Genomic DNA, 18,634 nt, shown 5'->3' on the forward strand with positions numbered 1-18,634 from the left:
TTCAAGATTTAATTTTGTTTATTGATTTTATTAACTGATCAATTTTTGCCCAAAAGAGTCATCGAAGTATTCTAGTTGACATTTATTTTTTGCAAAGAAAAGGATACTATCCGTGGTCAAATTAGACAACTTTGGTAGGGGATGCGAACAGCTCCGAACAATTAAAAACAACATCACTATCAATTCAATGAATTCATAGTAGAGTAAATAAATGAATGAAAATTTAATTACTTGTCTTAATGCAATTAAACATATCGTCGGTGATGCGAATGTTGTAGATGAAGAGCAAAAAGTATTCGAACTTTCAAAGGATATAATTCCATCAACTGAAAAGTCTTTGGCTTTTGTTTACCCTTCAGATTTGAGTCAATTGCAAAATATTTTAAGTTTAGCAAATCAATATAAAATTCCCGTGTGCCCCGTCTCTCAAGGGAAAAATTGGGGTTACGGAGGAAAAAGCCCCTATCAAAAAGATTCAATCGTTTTGGTATTAAGACATTTAAATAAAATAATTGAAATCAATGTCGATTTAGCCTATGCCGTTGTTGAACCTGGTGTTACCTTTAGACAACTTCATAAACACTTAGTTGAAAATAAGATTCCACTCTGGATAGATTGTACCGATGGTCCTGCAGACGGAAGCGTTGTAGGTAATTCGCTAGAACGTGGCATTGGGGAGACCGATTATGGTGATCACTTTGGAAATATTTGCGGCTTAGAGGTGATGCTGCCTGACGGGAAAATGATAAGAACAGGTGGCGGTCCAATTAATAACTTTCGTTCTTGGAATACCTACAAATGGGGTCTAGGCCCTTATATCGAGGGGCTTTTTAGTCAATCCAATTTTGGAATTGTAACAAAAATGGGGCTCTGGTTGCGTCCTATACCTGAAGGATTTGTTTCATGTGTTTTTGAGCTTCATCATAAAGAAGATTTTCCGCTATTAATTAACTCCATCCGTAAACTTCAATTGGATAACCTATTAGTTAGCAAAATACATTTAATTAATGAAGTCGCTACAAAAGCAGTAGCTATCGAAGACTTTATGAATCCAGAGTTGACTTTAGATGGCTACAGCTATTCTTCATGGAGTTTTGCAGCAGGAATCTATGGCCTTAAAAATCACGTTAAAGTGGCTCAGAGCGAAATCAGAAAAGTCTTGTCACCCTTAGGTCGCGTCGAATTTATTGACGAAAAAAAAATTAAAATCATAGTAGGACTCACAAATTTACTTAAAAAATGGCAAAAAAATAGATTTTTAAAGAGCATTTCTCAGTTTTTTTGCAAAAAAATTATTGGAAAACCCTATACATTGCTTGAAATTCTGCCACATGTTCACGCTATCGAAAAAGGATATCCCAGTGACTTTTTTGTGAGGCATGCCTATTTAAAATCTAAAACACCAAAACCAAAAGAAGGATTTGTTAATCCTGTTCGAGATAATTGTGGGCTTATTTGGTTAGGACCAATGGTGCCTATGTTAGGATTAGAAGTAGATCATTTTTTAAAAACTGTTGAGCCTTTATTTAAAAAATACGGGTTTGAAATGTATGTGGCTTTGATGGTAGGAAATGCAAGAACAGCTATTGTGTTGCTATCCATTTTTTATGATAAAACAAATAATACGGAAACTAATAATGCATCCGCATTATATTTTGAAATTGGTGCCTTAACCGAAAAAATGGGATATCAACAGTACAGAACTAGCACAATGTACATGGATAGAATATTTTCTGGCGCGCCTGAATATAAGGAATTTTGTCAGAAGCTTAAAAATGCCATTGATCCAAATGGTATCATGGCTCCAGGTAAATACGGACTTAGCTAAGGTATTATGATCAGGGGTTAGGTAAAGGAGTAAGTCATGAATAAAACTCTGTTTAATTATGACGACTACAGACTGTTACTCCACGATGAATTTATTAATCGATCAATAAGAAATTCATTGTATTCGCTACGAGCCTTTGCTCGTGATTTGAAAATTTCAGTTGGTTTTTTATCTGACATACTGAATGGAAAAAGTGATCTGAGCCTAGTAAAGGCTCATAAAATTTTTGAAGCTCTCGGATATTCAGAACAGGAACTTCAATACATTTTTAATCTAATTAAATTAAAAATATCAAAAAACAAAATGGAATTATTTGAAGCTAGAAATTATATAAACAAATATTGCACTCAGCTGAAGTATAAAAAAGATAAATCCAAAGAAAAATATGCGAAATCAGTTAAACTTTTTTTTATATACGGACTTTTGGAAAATATTAAACAAATTGAAATCATTAAAAAGTATTCTTCTCAGTTAAACATAAATGAAAAAGAATTGAATCTCATTTTAAATGAATTTATTGAAGATGGGTATATTATCGAAAAAAACAATGAAGTCGTCATTATTCAGGATATCTATGCAGATTATTCTGCTTCTGGAATATTGAATGTCTTTAAAGATTTTACTAAGCTATTAGTTGAAGAAATAATCAAAAATGGTGGGATGCACGTCCCAGACCGAATTTTTCAATTTGGAGTTTGGGGCCTAGATGAAAGTTCATATCAACTGGCAGTTGGCGCTCATAGGGTTTTTTTAAAATCGTTAGAAAGGTTGACAAGCAACTCTAAAGGGTCAGACTATATTATTCTGACATCTGAAATTTTATACACTTTAAAAAATCAGCTCCAACCGTAGACCCTTGATATACCTCAAATCGAGGCCGCAGGAGGGAGACGACGTTGCTTATGGAAGTGGAGGACTTGTTGCGACCAATCGGGATTTTTCCATTAATATTTTTTTTAATCTATCTTATCTTTTGTGGTTTGATTGCAACATTGTTTCAGCAAGGTTTTAAATATTTTGGAATGGATAGTCTTTTTATATTCATTTGTCTGTTCTACTTTATCTCAATTAGTTTATATCGTCTCATAATTAAATACTGTAAATTTAATTTGGGCGAAATTCCTAAAGGATCTAGGGACGAATTTTTTTATCATGTTTACGTTTCTATTAAGCTCTTCTTATACGATCCTTGGCTCATGGGAAATTATTTACCTACCCCTATAGCTACCTTATTTTATCGTTTTTTGGGACTAAAGATCGGTAAAAATTCCTTTGTGTCTGGGACCATCTGTGATCCCCATCTTGTTAAAATTGGAAACAATTCCTATACGGGTTACCGCTCAACCTTAGTTCCTCATATAATGGAGGATGAATTTCTTTCCCATATTCCTATTCAAATTGGAAATCATGTGACCATTGGTGCTGGCTCGACAATATTAGCAGGAGTTGAAATTGATGACTATGCCATTATTGGAGCCCAGTCTTTAGTAAGAAAAAATACTAAAATTGGAAAATATGAAATTTGGGGTGGCGTTCCTGCTAAAAAGATTTCCACTCGAAATGTTAAATAAGGCGACATTTAGTCAACATCCGACAATTACCCCAGATCGGCGTTTCTCTTCTTGTTCACGTATTCTTTAATAAAATGATTATCTGGAAATTTCAATTCTGGATCAGCAACTAATATCTCGAAGGCACTTTGTCTTGCTTGCAATAAAAGATCTTGATTCTTCACGATATCCGCGATTTTAAAACCGATCAGTCCTGATTGTTTTGTTCCTAAATACTCTCCAGGACCTCTGAGTTCTAAATCAAATTCGGCTAATTTGAAACCGTCTGTGGTTGACTCCATAAACATCACTCTTTCCTTCGCTTCTGGACTCACGGCATAGCCCATGAGCAGGATGCAAAAGCTTTTATGCTCACCGCGGCCGACACGGCCTCTTAACTGATGCAACTGAGATAAACCAAAACGCTCGGAATGTTCGATCATCATTATATTCGCATTTGGCACATCGACCCCGACTTCGATCACTGTTGTGGAAACTAAAACGTCAAACTGATGATTGCGAAATTGATTCATGATTTCTTCTTTTTCTGAAGATTTCATTTTACCATGGAGCAAGGCCCATCTTATTCCGGGATACTGAATTTTTAATCTCTCGTATTCATCAGTGGCATTTTTTAAATCCAACTTTTCACTTTCTTCAACCAACGGAAAAACCATATAACCTTGGCGCCCTTTTTTAATTTGCTCCTGTAAAAAATCTAAAGCTTGCTGCCGTTTATTTTGAAAGGCGACCCGAGTTTGAATGGGGGCCCTTCCAGGGGGAAGCTCATTGATGATACTGATATCTAGATCACCAAAGGCAGTCATGGCAAGGGTTCTAGGGATGGGCGTAGCGGTCATAATCAAGAAGTGAGGGGCTGGGCCTTTTTGTTTTAGACGCAATCGTTGATTCACTCCAAAACGATGTTGCTCGTCGATCACCACAAAAGCTAATTTTTGAAAGATCACATCTTCTTCAATTAGCGCATGGGTTCCTATCAATAAATCAATTTCACCTCTTGCTAATTTTTCTAAAATTTCTTTCCTTTCAGAATTTTTCGTTTTTCCACTTAAAATTTCAATCCGAAGGCCTGCAGGAAGCAAATATTTCTGCGCGTTTTTAAAATGCTGTTCAGCCAAAATCTCTGTAGGCACCATAAGACAACTTTGTAACTGATTCTCTGCAACGATCGCACAGGAAAGAAAAGCCACCAAGGTTTTACCACACCCCACATCTCCTTGAACCAATCGATGCATCGGATGCCCCGTCAAAAAATCACCTTGAACTTCAGCTAAGGCCTGTTTTTGCCCCTGGGTTAATTGGAATGGCAAGTTTTGAAGGATCTTTTTTTTCATTTCCTCATAAAGGATTATCGGTAAAGATTGTTCTTTTTTTAAACTTATTTTTTTTGAAGCCAAAAAAACTTCTAAAAAAAAGAACTCCTCAAATATTAAACGTCGATGGGATTCACTTTTAGACTCTAAGAAAAGAGGGAATTCATTTTTTGGTGGTCGGTGTATTTTTTTTAAGGCCTCCGTGTAGCCAATTAAAGAATTTTTTTCTCTCACAAGATAAGGAATTTTATCATATTTTAAAAATTGTGGATCCTTGTAAATATCCAAAAAAATAGAATCAATTATTTTTTGCCATTTAGAACTACTGACTCCATCCATTTCTATATAAATAGGAATAATTTCATCTTGTAATTCTTCTTCAGGGTCCATATCACGAAGATCCGGATGATGAAACTCTTTATTTCCTCGATAATTAATAACTTTTCCGACCACTCTTATTTCTTGAAAAAGTTTAAATCGTTCGAAATACCCTTTATAAGGAATACGAAAAAACTTACAATGAATAACGCCCGTTGCATCTTTTAAAGTGATATCATAAATCTTACGTTGAGTTCTCCCAAGGGAAATACCCTGAATTTTTATAATCTGAGCTTTTAGGCTTACCAGCTGATCATATTGAAGCTGGGCTATCGTAACTCCAAACCGACGGTCCTCATAGGTTCTTGGATAATTTTCCAATAAATCTAACACCGTTTTAATTCCACGTTTTCCAAGGATCTCTCCCAGTTTAGGACCAACACCTTTGATATATTGAACGGGAGTTTCTAGCGTCAAATTGGGAATTTTTTTTTTCATGATCTAACAAGTAAATAAAGTTTAGTTCCAAAGTCAAATAGGATATTCAATTGAATCAATGTCTCAGAAAAAGACATCACCCTTCACCTGAAATTCCCATTCTATTTCTGGACAAAAGTCTCTAGAAGTTGACTGGAAATAATGCTCTAATAGGTCATGGATATTTCTCATTTTTTTCGTATACGCCTCAGCACCATCAGACCGGATAAGAAAACGGCTTTTGATATCTATATTCACATTGATAACAAGGCCGTGCTCTTTCGAAGAGCCGGTGACGTTCTTTTTACAGATAAAATTGAAACTCTGCACTCTCGGGATACGGGAAACTCATTTTTTATTAAAATGGAAGATAAAGAAACTTACAGGTCTTGGGTCAAAGAAGAAATAAATTCTGAAAGCATTAATAATAAACAAAAAGCCAATATCCTTCGCGAGTCTTCTTTAGCTATCATGGAAGATCTTTTTGAAAATCCTGACGTTAATGAAGCTCTGAACGAATCCAAACCCATCATCACTGATTTTTTACATTTTATGGATCAGGCACCTGAAAGTGTGGGTTACCTGCTAAGTCTCTCTGGACATGATTTTTATACTTATAATCATTCGTTGGATGTCAGCATCTATTCTCTGGGCTTGGGTAAGGTTTTAGGCTTTGATAGCAAACAACTTGAAAATTTAGGCCTTGGTTGCTTATTTCATGATATTGGCAAACGAAACGTCGCTTTAGAAATTCTTTGTAAAAAAGGACCACTAGATGAAGCTGAATGGGAACAAATGAAACGACACCCACAATATGGTCTGGTTATTTTAAATCAAAATGAAAATATCTCTGACGAAATTAAAGCAGCTTGCTTTGAGCACCATGAATCTTGGGCTGGAAATGGTTACCCACAACAAATTGCTGGAAATGAAATTCATCCCTTTGCGCGCATTGTGGCCATCTGTGATACCTACGATGCCATGACCACTCAAAGGTCATATAATACCCCTCTAAAACCCACGGAAGCGCTCACCATGATGCGAGACAAATTAGCTGGCCGTTATGACCCAGACATGTTAAAAGCCATGTATTCGGTCTTGTTTAAAATCCAGGCGGCTTAATCTGAATGTGATAAAAACTAAATCTACTCTTCTCAAAGTTGGCATCCAAGGTGGTAAAGCTTCCTTCCATGACTCAGCTGCAGATCTTTATTTGACTCAATACCTTGCAAAATGCCTTGGAAAAAACTCTGATTCTAATTCTAATAATGAATTTTTCACCCATGACACTGTCGAATTTGATACCTTTAGAGGCCTGTGTGAAGCATTGGCCAAGGAAGAGTTAGATTTAGCCATCATGGCAATTGAAAACTCAATCGCCGGAAGTATTCTGCCAAACTACCACCTTCTTGAAAGTTTTCAATTCACAATTCTAGGGGAAATTTATCTGCGGATCATCATGAATCTGATGGCTTTGCCAGGGCAAAAGATCGAAGATCTTCAATTTGTCCAATCCCACCCGATGGCCCTGCTTCAATGTCTAGATTTTTTAGCTCGTTATCCCTTTATAAAAGCAGTGGAAGCTTCGGATACGGCGGATAGTGCAAAATTCATCAAGGAAAATAAATTAAAGAATTATGGTGCCATTGCAAGCCAAAAGGCAGCCGCACTTTATGGCTTAGACCTACTCGCTGAAAGCATTGAAACAAACAAACAAAATTTCACTCGGTTTTTAGTTCTTTGTAAAAAACCTCTACGAACAAGACCTCATTTTAATTTCCAACAACTATTACGTGAGCCAGATAAATCAAGTCTCCGATTTGAGCTTCCCCATCGTCCAGGAGCATTAAGTGCTGTTTTATTGCGATTTGCCCAATCTAAAATCAACATGACGAAAATACAATCCTTACCGATTTTGGGAAAACCCTATGAATATTCATTTCATGTAGATGTGGAATGGGAAAACAAAAAAGAATATGCGCATTGCCTGAAGGATCTCCTCCCCCTGACTCAAAATTTATTAGTTCTAGGAGAGTATCCAAAGGGCCCAAAATATTAGCGTGTAGTTCAAAAGACTTTTTATTCACTCGCTTAAATATATTCTAATGACTTTTTCTCTAAAGCTTGAAGTACTGTATACAGAAGTTTTTCACTATTAACAGGTTTACTTAAATAAGCATCACACCCTGAATTAAGACATCTTTCGCTATCTTCTTTCATTGCGTAGCCAGTGATAGCAATGATGGGAATTTTACAACCTAATTTTCTTAGTTCTTCGGTGGCTGAATAACCATCTAAAATTGGCATTTGCATATCCATTAAAATAAAATCAGGCTTGATTTTTAAATACATCCTCAAAGCCTCGCTTCCGTTAGCGGCCATAAAAGAATTTACATTTTTTCGCTTCAAATAAGTTTGTAACAACAATTGATTTTCAAGAGAATCTTCAACAATTAAGGCTTTAAGATGACTCAAAGTGTCCTCGCGATAACATCTATTTGTGGAAAAGGGTAATGATTTAGATTCAAATTCTACTTTTTCCTTTGGCGTGTAGGTGATGTAAAACTCAAAGATGCTACCATAGTTTATAGCGCTTGACTTGAGATTAATTTCACCGCCAAGCATCTGACACAGTTTATTGGATAGAAATAAGCCTAATCCACTTCCTCCATATTTCTTACGATTTGAAACATCCCCCTGTGAAAAAGGAAAAAATAATTTTACTTTTTCGGATTCAGAGACGCCAATACCAGAATCCGCGACTTTGAAAAGTAAATTGTTGTTCGAAACTTGAAAGGTGACCATGACAAATCCCTTTTCCGTAAATTTAATTGCATTCCCAACGACATTCATTAAAATTTGTCTCAATCTGATGGGATCTGAAAAAATAAACTCTGAAACGTCTCCTTCTTTTTTAATTTTAAGATCGATTCCTTTTTCCTGACAGCGATAATCTAAAATGATTTTTAATTCTTCTAATAATTCAAATAACGAGAATACTCTCATCTCAATAACCAACTTATTGTTCTCGATTTTTGAAATATCGAGAACATCATTTATGATTGTCGACAAAACACTGCCAGCTTTTTTTACGATATCTAGATACACATTTTTGTCTGTTTCAGAAAGATTTGGAGCTCGTAACAATTCAGAAAAACCGAGAATCGAATTAAGGGGATTTCTTATCTCATGGCTCATATTGGCCATAAATAAATTCTTAACTAAATTAGAATGTTCCGCCAACTCCCTAGCCTCAATATGCTTTTCTAAGTTGAAAATCATACGTTTAAAAGAACTTGTTAATTCTTGAAAATCACATTTAAATTTTTCATCAAAGTGAATATCAAAATCACCATTACCAATCTTTTTGGCAATATCACTAAACTTAGCAATGGCTTCGGACAATCTTTTGTTAAACTTAATTGTTAAGAGTAAAATTAAGGATCCAAAAATTAACAGGGAAATAACCAACACCTTTGAAATGACCGATTCCGCATAGCGAGCTGCCTCAAAAAGGCGTGATGAAAATTCATTCTCATATATACTTAATTTTTCATTAAAGTTTTCAATATTATGGTTAACATCATTTCTTTCAATGGACGTCAAAACACTGCCATTTTCAATTTTCTGTCTTATTGCATTGGCAAATTCTCGCAATTCACTAATAAGACTATCGGCATCTTTCCAAATTCCTAGGGCCTTCGAAAAATAAATATTATTTTTGAAAACTTTGACTAATTTAATCATGACTGGAATATCTGCTGGAGAGATTTTCCCTATTAGAAATCCTTCGGTGATGGTTTCAACATTAAAGTCTCCAGAATCCTTTTCAAACTCTTCTCTTGCAAGCGAATCCCCTCGAATCACTTCTAAGTCTTCTTGAAATTTTAAATAATATCTTTTTTCACTACTGTTTACATACAGATGTAAATTTAAAATTGCATTTTTTTGAGCTTTAGACCAAATGCCCTCACCTCCAACAAAAGCTCTCACTCCATGCAAACAATTCATTGCAAAAAAACAAATAAACAGTTCAAAAGAAATTAAAACTATAAAAATAGCTACAATGAGATACAATTTATTAAAAACGGACAACTTTCTCCAAAATGCCACCTAATCCCCTTTATTCAATCGCACTTTTTATTTTTTTGTAAATATACCCACTAAGCGATTTTTACCATACTTTATAACAAACTATGAAGAAATCTGGATATTTTCATGAGTCTTTAAATCGAAACAACTATATTTGGTTTGACCTTAACATCTAATATCTATATCGTTTAGATTATAGTTTTTTACTTTTGCAGAAAGGATTATGTGAGAATACTCTCCCTTGAAGACAACAAAGAATTTCAATTGTTGATTAGTGAGTCTTTAAGAAATATTTTCACCGTTGATTTTTCTGAAACACTTTCTGACTTCGCAGAAAAAATTAAAAATTATAAATACAATGGATTGCTCATTGATTTGAAATTGACCGAGGGCAATGGGTTTGACGCTTTTAATATTTATACAAATCACTACGGCCCAAACCAAATCCCCATTATATTTATTACCGGTGATGATCGTACTCAATCGCTAGTGGATGGCCTCGGATTGGGGGCCGATGATTATATTATTAAACCTATTTCAATGAAAGCCCTTGCCGCTCGAGTCAGTTCAAACATTAATAAATTTTATAAAAGAGCACGAATGTTTTCTTTACATGAGGAGAAATTAATTGAAGTTGATTTAGAAAATTCTAAAGTCATGATTCATGCTAACAATTCATTGACAAATATTTTCTTGACACCGATTGAATTTAAAATATTTTTCCTTTTATATAAAAACAAAGGCACTGTTTTTTCTCGCAAAGAATTAGTTTCCAGCATCTGGGGCGAGAGTTACTATATCGATAATCGCATTGTCGACAAACACATGTCGAGCCTTCGTTATAAGCTGAAACCCTATGATAAGGCCATAAAAACGATACCCAAATCAGGCTACCTTTTTCAAGACCCATCCTGTGAAAAAAGTTTAACAATTTAAGGAGTCCGATGAAAACTGAAATTGATATCGAACTTGAAATGAAAAAACACTCTTCCTTTTTTTTAGACTCAAGAAAAAACGATGTAGATCTCATAAAAAAACATTCATCGGAACACGATTATAAATCTATTCAAAAAATTTGCCATAATATCAAGGGATTCTCAAAACCATTTGGCTTTCCTACGCTTGCTGAATTAGCCATTAAATTAGATGCTGAATGCTCTGTCAAAAATGATGAAAAAATAAATCAGATAACTAATGAAATGATGGATTACATTTGTTTTTACAGATCTTAAGGGCAAGTAGAAAATAACTTGTAGATTTTTTTGAGAGACCGCCATTCTGTTTTGAATTCTTAACTCAACTTATTTTTATTGATCTTAACTAAATTATTTTCTAAGCCTGCTAAATAAATTTATTTTTCAACAAACTGATATATTGGAATGCTTTTCATTGTGTGAGTTTTTTTGTTGTTAATTTATAAAACAGGTTTAAAAAGAAGAGTCTATGGCAAAAATTTTATCGATAGAAGACTGTGTTGAAACACAGATTATTATAAAAAGAGTTCTTGAAACCAGTCACGATTTAACGATTTCGTATGACTTAAAAAGTGCACGTCAATTTATAAAACAAAACGATTACGACCTTATCTTGTTAGATTTGGTTTTGCCCGATGGAGATGGCCTTCAATTTTTTAAAGAATTGAGTTTTTCCAACTCCGCGTCGCAAGTACCGGTGATTATCCTTTCAGGGCTCTCAGATGTTAACACAAAAGTCCTAGGCTTTGAGTTTGGAGCTGATGACTACATTACTAAGCCATTTGAATATACTGAGCTAAAAGCCAGAATAGCCTCTGTACTAAGAAGAGGTCCCACAAGGCATCACGATACAACAATCTCTATTTTAAACTTAGAATTGGATTTAATTAAGCAAACGGCTTTTCACAAAAATGCCAACACTGTTTATGAAATTACAATGACGCCCATTGAATTTAAAATCTTAACCACCCTTTGTCGTTCCCTAGAAACATTTATTTCCCGTGAAGAATTAAAACTTCTTGTGTGGGGTAACACCTATATCTCTTTAAGAAACATTGATACTCATGTTTGCAATCTCAGAAAAAAGATTTCCTCAACTAAAATTGAAATATTCAACAAAAGAAATTTAGGATATATTGCAAGAATAAATGATTCTCATTTAAATAATCACTTTGACAATTCTTCAGGCTCTGATGATTCATTGATTCTTCCGTGTCGATAACAGCAGTTAACAAATGTTAATTTAAATAAATATTCTATTTATCACTTTCTATTTTTCTTATTCTATTTTATTTTTTGATTTTCAAATATAGAAATGGAGGTCTACATGAAATCAAATGGTATCGCATTTCAATTCGATGACGCTAATAATGAAGTTTCTTTATTTCCAAGTTTAGTTCCCGTTGGCTTTACAGATATCTTGATCGTTGAAGACGATCCTACAACCAGTCAATACATCAAATATGGAATTAATAAAACGGTTCATCACCCAACAAGAATTCGATCTTTTCTTTCAAGTGAGAAAGCGTTCACCTACATTATGAATTTAAAAATGAACAACTGCCAGGGACCAGCTTTAGCTATTGTCGATTATTTATTAAATGGATTTAAGGATGGAGTTTGGTTTTGCAACGAGCTTAAATTAATTTTTCCGGAAACCCAGATAATCTTAACCTCAACTCTTCCTTACACTCAAATTGAGAATAAGCTTTCGACCTTTAAGTTGAAGCCAATATACTGGCAGAAGCCCCTCAATTTAAAATTTATTAATAACTTTTTAATTTAAGAAAGGACTTTTTATGGAAACCCTATTGGTCGTTTCAATTTTTTTATTTCTGAGTGTTTGTGCTTTTTTTTTCGTTATTGTCACTTTGACAATTTGTTCTCATAGGTTTTGTTGCGCTTTACTAGACGAACAATACTTTAAAAATGTTTCTTAATCTTTAATCATTACCATGGAGGATATATGAATTCGATTAAATCGTTACTTAAGGGGAATACAAATTTAAATGACTTTATTGTCGAGGAAGGCAGTGAAGCCTTTTTTGCATTGAAAAAACTAACCCATAATAAAATGACAGCCTTATTTGTTTGCGACAGTAAGATTTCTAATAATATTGTTGGTATTTTTACGGAAAAAGACTATTATAAAAATGTTGTTAATAGAGGCAACCTTTCCTTGGTTGTCACCGTTAAAGATATCGTCAACCGAAAAGTACCTTTTGTTAATTCTGACTGCAGCGTTGAAGACTGTTTCCAGCTGATGAAGGACTTGAACTTGCATTATATGCCTGTGATCGAAGACAATAAAGCCTTGGGCATTGTTACTAAGGAAGATATTATTGATTCTCTTATTGAGAAAAAAGAATTTTTAATTAACCAGCTGACTGTCTATATTACCGGAAATAGTCAAGAGTACGACTCTTCAAACGCTAAGAAGGAAAAGTTAAAGGTAAATGAATTGGATTTTAACAATAGAGATAATTTTTTACTAAAAGTCAGCTCTGCCTAATCATTCAGTGATATGATAGAGACGAGTCCAAAACTCTTACAACTCGTTTCTATTTCAATAAATAGATAAATAAAGGAGTATTTATGAATCAGTTATACCCGAATCAAAACAATCCTCTGGTTTATTCGTTTAGCAGTGATTACATAGATTCTGAAAGACTTGAGGATCGGTTTTTTAAAGACTACGAGTTTTTAGAAAAAATCACTGAGAATTTCGATGATACTTGCAAAATTTGTTTACGGGATTTTCATGTGGCCATAAGAGAAAATGATAGCCTTCTGTTTGCAAACACTCTTCATAAGTTGATTGGGTCTATATTGATTTTTATCACTAACAAGGATGTGATCTTAAACTTTAGAGCTTTGGAAGTTAAAATTAGAAATCAGGGTCTGAACTGCATTGACCATGACTTCATAGACCAAATAGAGTCTTTCACTGAGAGCTTAATAAACGAACTCATTCTGATTACAAACAAGTGGAGGAATAAAAGGAATTTAAGAAGTCTATCTTGATGACTTTTTCTTTCTGAGCTTGCCCTTAGTGCTCTTTGAGTTTTTTTTCTTCTCTTTCTCATAGAAAATAGCGTTTAGCTTCTTTTCTAATTCTAAGGAGTTTTTAATGTAGTTATAACCTCCTGAAAAGTTTTTGGCATCTTGGTACCCTAGCTCACCCATGGCAAAAGCAACAGCGGCTGATCTGACTCCCTGATTTGAGATAGTGATCACAATATCTGCCTTTTCAATATGCAGATTTTCGAGGGTGTTCAAAATGTTAAAATTAATAATTCCCTCGTCAGTAAAGAATTGTCGCCACTCTATATTATGAATTTGAAATGTACTATCCCATGTTTTCAGGCTCTCTTTGTCAAATTCATTTTTGGATCTCACATCCAGATAGTGAATCTTTGCGTTCTTAATTCTTCCCACACGAAGACCGTTTTTTTCATCTTTATTTTTAAGCGTATAGAACTTAAAGTTATAATTAAATGGAAAGATCATCCTTTGGAACTCATCAAAAACAATTTCGGTCTTTGATTCACCGATAGGCATCCACAAAGGTTTATTCTGAGGAGGTGATTCATTAAGACCGGGGACTTCCTTTTTAAATAATTCATAGTTGAAAGTTTTTACTTGTTTAACTCCCATTTCTTTTAACATCCAAGCCACTCTTCCAAAAAGAGCCACTTCATCGGCCTGAGCTCCATTGAGTTTGCCGAGAACGATAACTTTCGTATCTTGATCGATTCCCCACAAAGCTAAACGCCTTGTGATCTGAGTGGGATCACGATCTAACACGCCTTCTGATCCAGGCAGCTTCATAGAGAAATCTTGCCAGTCGACGAGAATGGATCCTGGAACTTTATTAGCGTAGAACTCTAGAGGTTTGCGGGTATCTAAGATCACTGTTCCACTTTGAACTTCGGTTCTTAACTGCTCTAACTTATCCTGCTTCATCTGAGGCATTTTAGTTTCCAAAATTTTCGTTGGTTTTGGCACGCACGCCTGGAAGATCATTGAAAATAAGATTAAAAATAAAAATTTCATCATCATACTCATTTTTTTGGCTATTTAAATTTCATTGTTGGGAAAAGAATAATATCTCTGATGCTGGGTCTATCCGTTAAGATCATGACGACCCTTTCAATCCCGAGCCCCACTCCTCCCGTTGGTGGCATCCCCGTTTCAATCGCATGAAGAAAATCTTCGTCCATAGGATGGGCTTCCTCGTCTTGAATTCTTTTAGCTTCCTGCTCCTTAAGTCGATTTCGTTGTTCAATAGGGTCATTCAGCTCGGAATAAGAATTGCCAATTTCCATACAGGCAGCAAAGGGTTCAAATCTTTCAACAAGCAAAGGATTTGATCTATGAATTTTGGTTAAAGGAGAAATTTCCACTGGGTGATCCATAACAAAAGTGGGTTGCCACAAATGCTCTTCCACCGTCAATTCAAAAAGCTCCATGATCATTTCACCTTTAGAAACGGCATTCATCAGTTTAGAACCTTTTTTCTTCAAAACTTGAAATAATTCAGCCGGGTTTATCTCAACGGGATCAATTCCTGCATACTCTTTGACTCCATCATACACGGTGAGTCTTCTCCAAGGTGGAGTAAAATCAATTTCTTTACCTTGATAAATAATTTTAGTAGTTCCTTTAATTTTCATACAAAGGTCTGCTACTAATTCTTCAAATTGTTTTAGTTGGTAGTTGTAATCAGTATACGCTTCATACCATTCTAGCATCGTAAATTCAGGATTATGAGATCTATCAATACCTTCATTTCTGAAATTTTTTCCTATTTCAAAAACTTTTTCAAAACCACCTACGATCAATCTTTTCAAATACAACTCAGGGGAAATTTTCATAAACAATTTCATATCTAAAGCACGATGATGAGTCGAAAATGGATGAGCACTAGCCCCACCATAAATCGGTTGCAGCACCGGCGTTTCCACTTCGAGAAATCCTTTGCTTGTTAAAAAATTTCGTATCTCGGTTATAATTTTAGATCTGGTTTGAAACACTTTCCTTGAGTCGAGATCAGAAATTAAATCCAAATGTCGATGGCGGTATTTAATTTCAACGTCTTGAATTCCATGAAATTTTTCTGGTAAGGGTTCTAACGTTTTAGTTAAAATAATAAATTCGCTGGCATGCAAAGACAGTTCACCTTTCTGAGTTCTAAACACAAAGCCCTTAACACCCACGATATCGCCTAAATCAATCAAATCAAACATGACCTTCTGTTCGGCATTTAAAATCTCTGGTTTCAAGTAGACTTGAAACGATCCTGTTTGATCCTGTATATTAAAGAAAACCGCTTTGCCCATGGATCTAAGGGTCATCAATCTTCCAGCTACAGCATATTGAGTTTCTTCTTTTTTCTCGCCTGAAACTAAATAACTATAATTTTTACTTAATAAATCCAACGTCGCGTTTCTATCAAAAGAATAAGGAAAAGGATTAATACCTTTTTCTCTAAGATTTAATAATTTTCTTCTTTTTTCCTCTTTTAGCGGATTCTCTTTTTCTCGATTTACTTCTTTATTTACTTCTTTATTTACTTCTTTATTTACTTCTTTATTTTCATTTGTCATTTAAATATCACTCCATTTAAAATAATCTATTTACATTTCATTTTTCAAAAAACTAAGGCACTTAAATTAAATTTCTACCAGCGTAACCATCCATTACATTTTGCAGTAACTGAATCGCTTCTTTTTTAGACCTCTGAAAAGCATTTCGACCCATAACACCACCAAAGGCACCCCCTTGAACCGTCTGCGAAACTTCGGATAATAAAACCTCGGGAGGTTTAAATTCGTCTCCTGAAAAAAGAAGGATTCTCTTGCCACTAAAACAGGATTGAATTAAATGCCGAGAACGGTCTGCTAATTTCGAAATTTTAATTCCATGAGTTTTGTAAATAAGTTGGTTCTTATCTAAGGCTAACTCATCCGTTGGAATGCCTACATTCACTATATGGACCCCTAACTGTGCAGCCATATGAGCTGCATTGGTCATGAGATCCAGAGGTTCATCAGGCTGAATATCCATAAGAATCACCAGACCTGCTTTTTTCGCCTCACTCATCAGGTTCATTACTTGGTTGTTCCATCCACTTACTCTGGATAAACCCAGGCCAGAACAGCCAAGACGAAGAGCATTTTCGATCTCGGAATTCATCGTCTGGAAGTGACTTAATTTTAAAATGAAAGGTATTTCGCCTGCATAGTCACGAGCGCCAGATTCCAAAGCCCCAAGAGGAGCCATAAAAGCGTTGCACTTAGCTTCAATAGCCAGCTCTATATGATAGCACGGATCATAGGAATCAGGGTTCTTGGCGAAACTGTTTGCCACACCCGTTTCTAATCCCTGGTCAGCTTGCAAAATAACTATCTTGCCTGACCCTTTCAATTGACCCGAGTTCATTATTCTTGCCAAATGATTTAAAACACCTGGATTTTCAGATCCATACCAATTTAAAATTTCACGAACCCTTGGGGTCAATCAATTCTCCTATTTATGGTAAAAAATTTTGTAAAACTTTTTGTAAAGGTTTTTATAAAAACTTTTGTAAAGACGAAGCTATTCATTATCTCCTTTTTAATCAAGATTTTAGCTTCATAACACGCTTGCTATAGTTAATAAATAAATGTATGTTCCGCAACGAACCGTGCCCGCCCAAGCGAAAGGAATTTATGAATCTCGATAACCCATTTAAAGTTAAAATTAGCTATGAAAGTACCCCCAACCCATCGACCTTTAAATTCCTTTTTCATCAAGACCTGGTGGAAAAAACCGCTGAGTTCAATACTCCCCAGGAAGCAGAAGTTTCTCCGTTGGCAACTAAAATTTTTGGTTTCCCATGGACCGCAAAAGTTTATCTTGGAAAAAATTTTATGAGCATCACCAAACAGGATTGGGTTGACTGGAATATCCTGGTAGAGCCTTTAGCTGGCTTGATCCAAGAACATCTGGATAAAAATGAAAAAATCATCCATGACGTTTCGAAAAACACACCCAGTTTAGACGCTGATCTTGATCCTCTGTCCAAAAAAATAAAAACTATTATTATTAATGAAATTCAACCTGTCGTCGCTCTTGATGGGGGTGAAATTGTTTTTCATAGCTTCAAAAATCAAACTGTTTATATCCACATGAAAGGCGCTTGTGCTGGTTGCCCCAGTTCTTCAGCCACACTTAAAGAAGGCATTGAGGTTAGAATTAAACAACTTGTCCCGGAAGTAAATGAAGTTGTCGCTTTATAGTTGGCAACAAAATAAATATCAAAATAAGTAAAGGAATTGGGATTCAATTCCCTTAATGGAAACAAAACTTGGCTTCAACTTTTCGTTCTCAATAAACTCGCCAAATATTCTAATAAAAGAAAATCCAAATTTAAGATTGAGTCTGCTGTTCACTTTGTACCCTACTTGGTATTCGCTGCCGACATAGGAAATAAAGTTTTGATATTTCTCATCTTGCCATTTAAGCATAAAAATTCCTGCGGACACAAAAAACTGAGAATTTAAACCGAAAATAACTTGCGTAAAGGGTCTAAAGGCCAGGAAATCAGGTAAAGATTTTTCTGTTTTAGAGTTTTGAAAAACCCCTACTCCCGTTGCCACCCCCCACCCCTCTTGAGGGGCGTACAAATACCCACCGGTAACTGTCAACCCCAGGCTCTCTTGGTTCTGTGACTTCAGCACGTCAACCTCAAAGGAAGGTGAAATAAGCGAGTAGGAGACACTACTATAAAATCCCTGTTGAATTAAGCTAGGGTTCAGTTTTTTTTGCAGATTCATTGGCTCTGCACTCACCCGGAAGTAGGATAGAAAAAGATAAGAAAAAAGGAGGAAATATAAATTCATGTTTCTACAATCTATCATCATATTTTCTGTAAAACTAGAGTAAATAGGTAACTATCTTTTTTTCCCACCTTCATCTAGAAAGAATCAAGAGCATGTTTAAAAAGTCTTCAAACACGCTCTTAAAATCATGATCAAAATCATATTTTTGCCAGAAAGATTCACTTACTATTTCGAC

At 35.0% G+C, this 18,634-nt stretch carries 18 protein-coding genes; 12 read left to right on the forward strand and 6 right to left on the reverse strand.

Annotation, left to right across the window (positions count from 1 at the left end; translation table 11 throughout):
* Nucleotides 1–211: 211 nt before the first annotated feature.
* From J0M15_06485 to J0M15_06495, 3 genes are all read left to right on the forward strand, one after another.
* Nucleotides 212–1,828 (forward strand): FAD-binding oxidoreductase, encoded by a 1,617-nt coding sequence (locus J0M15_06485; protein MBN8536681.1) that lies wholly within the window; start codon nucleotides 212–214, stop codon nucleotides 1,826–1,828.
* Nucleotides 1,829–1,864: 36 nt separating this feature from the next.
* Complete coding sequence (locus J0M15_06490) at nucleotides 1,865–2,680, forward strand: helix-turn-helix domain-containing protein (protein ID MBN8536682.1); 816 nt, start codon at nucleotides 1,865–1,867, stop codon at nucleotides 2,678–2,680.
* A gap of 344 nt (nucleotides 2,681–3,024) precedes the next feature.
* Complete coding sequence (locus J0M15_06495) at nucleotides 3,025–3,399, forward strand: acyltransferase (GenBank protein MBN8536683.1); 375 nt, start codon at nucleotides 3,025–3,027, stop codon at nucleotides 3,397–3,399.
* Between the two features lie 26 nt (nucleotides 3,400–3,425).
* On the opposite strand, the gene recG is transcribed toward J0M15_06495, so the two are convergent.
* Nucleotides 3,426–5,528: an ATP-dependent DNA helicase RecG gene (gene recG / locus J0M15_06500; protein ID MBN8536684.1), complete on the reverse strand. Its 2,103-nt coding sequence runs from the start codon at nucleotides 5,526–5,528 to the stop codon at nucleotides 3,426–3,428.
* A 156-nt stretch (nucleotides 5,529–5,684) separates the two neighbouring features.
* Here recG and J0M15_06505 point away from each other — a divergent pair, with 156 nt between their 5' ends.
* Both J0M15_06505 and J0M15_06510 read left to right on the forward strand, forming a co-directional pair.
* On the forward strand, nucleotides 5,685–6,629 hold the full coding sequence (locus J0M15_06505) for an HD-GYP domain-containing protein (protein MBN8536685.1): 945 nt from the start codon (nucleotides 5,685–5,687) through the stop codon (nucleotides 6,627–6,629).
* Between the two features lie 10 nt (nucleotides 6,630–6,639).
* Nucleotides 6,640–7,566, forward strand: coding sequence for a prephenate dehydratase (locus J0M15_06510; protein ID MBN8536686.1), 927 nt, complete (start codon nucleotides 6,640–6,642; stop codon nucleotides 7,564–7,566).
* Nucleotides 7,567–7,598: 32 nt separating this feature from the next.
* Here the strand turns inward: J0M15_06510 and J0M15_06515 are convergent, their stop codons facing one another.
* Complete coding sequence (locus tag J0M15_06515; GenBank protein ID MBN8536687.1) at nucleotides 7,599–9,620, reverse strand: response regulator; 2,022 nt, start codon at nucleotides 9,618–9,620, stop codon at nucleotides 7,599–7,601.
* Between the two features lie 204 nt (nucleotides 9,621–9,824).
* On the opposite strand from J0M15_06515, the gene J0M15_06520 reads away from it, so the two are divergent.
* From J0M15_06520 to J0M15_06545, 6 genes are all read left to right on the forward strand, one after another.
* Nucleotides 9,825–10,535 carry a response regulator transcription factor gene (locus J0M15_06520; GenBank protein ID MBN8536688.1) on the forward strand — a complete coding sequence of 237 codons (711 nt, stop codon included), beginning with the start codon at nucleotides 9,825–9,827 and terminating at the stop codon, nucleotides 10,533–10,535.
* 8 nt (nucleotides 10,536–10,543) lie between these two features.
* The gene (locus J0M15_06525) at nucleotides 10,544–10,831 is read left to right on the forward strand and encodes a hypothetical protein (protein MBN8536689.1); all 288 of its coding nucleotides are present in this window, start codon (nucleotides 10,544–10,546) and stop codon (nucleotides 10,829–10,831) included.
* A gap of 211 nt (nucleotides 10,832–11,042) precedes the next feature.
* A complete protein-coding gene (locus J0M15_06530; GenBank protein MBN8536690.1) occupies nucleotides 11,043–11,795 on the forward strand; it encodes a response regulator transcription factor in 753 nt (250 codons plus the stop codon).
* A gap of 105 nt (nucleotides 11,796–11,900) precedes the next feature.
* Nucleotides 11,901–12,359 carry a hypothetical protein gene (locus J0M15_06535; GenBank protein MBN8536691.1) on the forward strand — a complete coding sequence of 153 codons (459 nt, stop codon included), beginning with the start codon at nucleotides 11,901–11,903 and terminating at the stop codon, nucleotides 12,357–12,359.
* Nucleotides 12,360–12,539: 180 nt separating this feature from the next.
* Nucleotides 12,540–13,085: a CBS domain-containing protein gene (locus J0M15_06540; GenBank protein ID MBN8536692.1), complete on the forward strand. Its 546-nt coding sequence runs from the start codon at nucleotides 12,540–12,542 to the stop codon at nucleotides 13,083–13,085.
* An 83-nt stretch (nucleotides 13,086–13,168) separates the two neighbouring features.
* Nucleotides 13,169–13,597 (forward strand): hypothetical protein, encoded by a 429-nt coding sequence (locus J0M15_06545; protein MBN8536693.1) that lies wholly within the window; start codon nucleotides 13,169–13,171, stop codon nucleotides 13,595–13,597.
* On the opposite strand, the gene J0M15_06550 is transcribed toward J0M15_06545, so the two are convergent.
* The 3 genes from J0M15_06550 to J0M15_06560 form a co-directional block, all read right to left on the reverse strand.
* Nucleotides 13,589–14,629, reverse strand: a complete 1,041-nt coding sequence (locus J0M15_06550; protein ID MBN8536694.1) for a hypothetical protein — start codon at nucleotides 14,627–14,629, stop codon at nucleotides 13,589–13,591. The genes J0M15_06545 and J0M15_06550 overlap by 9 nt on opposite strands.
* 20 nt (nucleotides 14,630–14,649) lie before the next feature.
* The gene (gene lysS / locus J0M15_06555; protein MBN8536695.1) at nucleotides 14,650–16,182 is read right to left on the reverse strand and encodes a lysine--tRNA ligase; all 1,533 of its coding nucleotides are present in this window, start codon (nucleotides 16,180–16,182) and stop codon (nucleotides 14,650–14,652) included.
* A 61-nt stretch (nucleotides 16,183–16,243) separates the two neighbouring features.
* Nucleotides 16,244–17,095 carry a class I fructose-bisphosphate aldolase gene (locus J0M15_06560; protein MBN8536696.1) on the reverse strand — a complete coding sequence of 284 codons (852 nt, stop codon included), beginning with the start codon at nucleotides 17,093–17,095 and terminating at the stop codon, nucleotides 16,244–16,246.
* Between the two features lie 191 nt (nucleotides 17,096–17,286).
* Between J0M15_06560 and J0M15_06565 the strand changes: the two genes are divergently transcribed.
* Complete coding sequence (locus J0M15_06565; protein ID MBN8536697.1) at nucleotides 17,287–17,856, forward strand: NifU family protein; 570 nt, start codon at nucleotides 17,287–17,289, stop codon at nucleotides 17,854–17,856.
* 18 nt (nucleotides 17,857–17,874) lie between these two features.
* Here the strand turns inward: J0M15_06565 and J0M15_06570 are convergent, their stop codons facing one another.
* On the reverse strand, nucleotides 17,875–18,393 hold the full coding sequence (locus J0M15_06570; GenBank protein ID MBN8536698.1) for a hypothetical protein: 519 nt from the start codon (nucleotides 18,391–18,393) through the stop codon (nucleotides 17,875–17,877).
* Nucleotides 18,394–18,634: the final 241 nt, after the last annotated feature.

This window comes from Deltaproteobacteria bacterium (assembly GCA_017302835.1).
In the GTDB taxonomy this organism is placed as follows: domain Bacteria; phylum Bdellovibrionota; class Bdellovibrionia; order Bdellovibrionales; family Bdellovibrionaceae; genus UBA2316.

Excerpts from the sequence above, each read along its gene's own strand:
- J0M15_06550 (MBN8536694.1), bottom strand. The coding sequence starts at position 14,629 with ATGAAATTTTTATTTTTAATCTTATTTTCAATGATCTTCCAGGCGTGC.
- J0M15_06490 (MBN8536682.1), top strand. The coding sequence starts at position 1,865 with ATGAATAAAACTCTGTTTAATTATGACGACTACAGACTGTTACTCCAC.
- recG (MBN8536684.1), bottom strand. The coding sequence starts at position 5,528 with ATGAAAAAAAAAATTCCCAATTTGACGCTAGAAACTCCCGTTCAATAT.
- J0M15_06540 (MBN8536692.1), top strand. The coding sequence starts at position 12,540 with ATGAATTCGATTAAATCGTTACTTAAGGGGAATACAAATTTAAATGAC.
- J0M15_06495 (MBN8536683.1), top strand. The coding sequence starts at position 3,025 with ATGGGAAATTATTTACCTACCCCTATAGCTACCTTATTTTATCGTTTT.
- J0M15_06485 (MBN8536681.1), top strand. The coding sequence starts at position 212 with ATGAATGAAAATTTAATTACTTGTCTTAATGCAATTAAACATATCGTC.
- J0M15_06545 (MBN8536693.1), top strand. The coding sequence starts at position 13,169 with ATGAATCAGTTATACCCGAATCAAAACAATCCTCTGGTTTATTCGTTT.
- J0M15_06535 (MBN8536691.1), top strand. The coding sequence starts at position 11,901 with ATGAAATCAAATGGTATCGCATTTCAATTCGATGACGCTAATAATGAA.
- J0M15_06530 (MBN8536690.1), top strand. The coding sequence starts at position 11,043 with ATGGCAAAAATTTTATCGATAGAAGACTGTGTTGAAACACAGATTATT.
- J0M15_06525 (MBN8536689.1), top strand. The coding sequence starts at position 10,544 with ATGAAAACTGAAATTGATATCGAACTTGAAATGAAAAAACACTCTTCC.
- J0M15_06505 (MBN8536685.1), top strand. The coding sequence starts at position 5,685 with ATGGATATTTCTCATTTTTTTCGTATACGCCTCAGCACCATCAGACCG.
- J0M15_06570 (MBN8536698.1), bottom strand. The coding sequence starts at position 18,393 with ATGAATCTGCAAAAAAAACTGAACCCTAGCTTAATTCAACAGGGATTT.
- lysS (MBN8536695.1), bottom strand. The coding sequence starts at position 16,182 with ATGACAAATGAAAATAAAGAAGTAAATAAAGAAGTAAATAAAGAAGTA.
- J0M15_06565 (MBN8536697.1), top strand. The coding sequence starts at position 17,287 with ATGAATCTCGATAACCCATTTAAAGTTAAAATTAGCTATGAAAGTACC.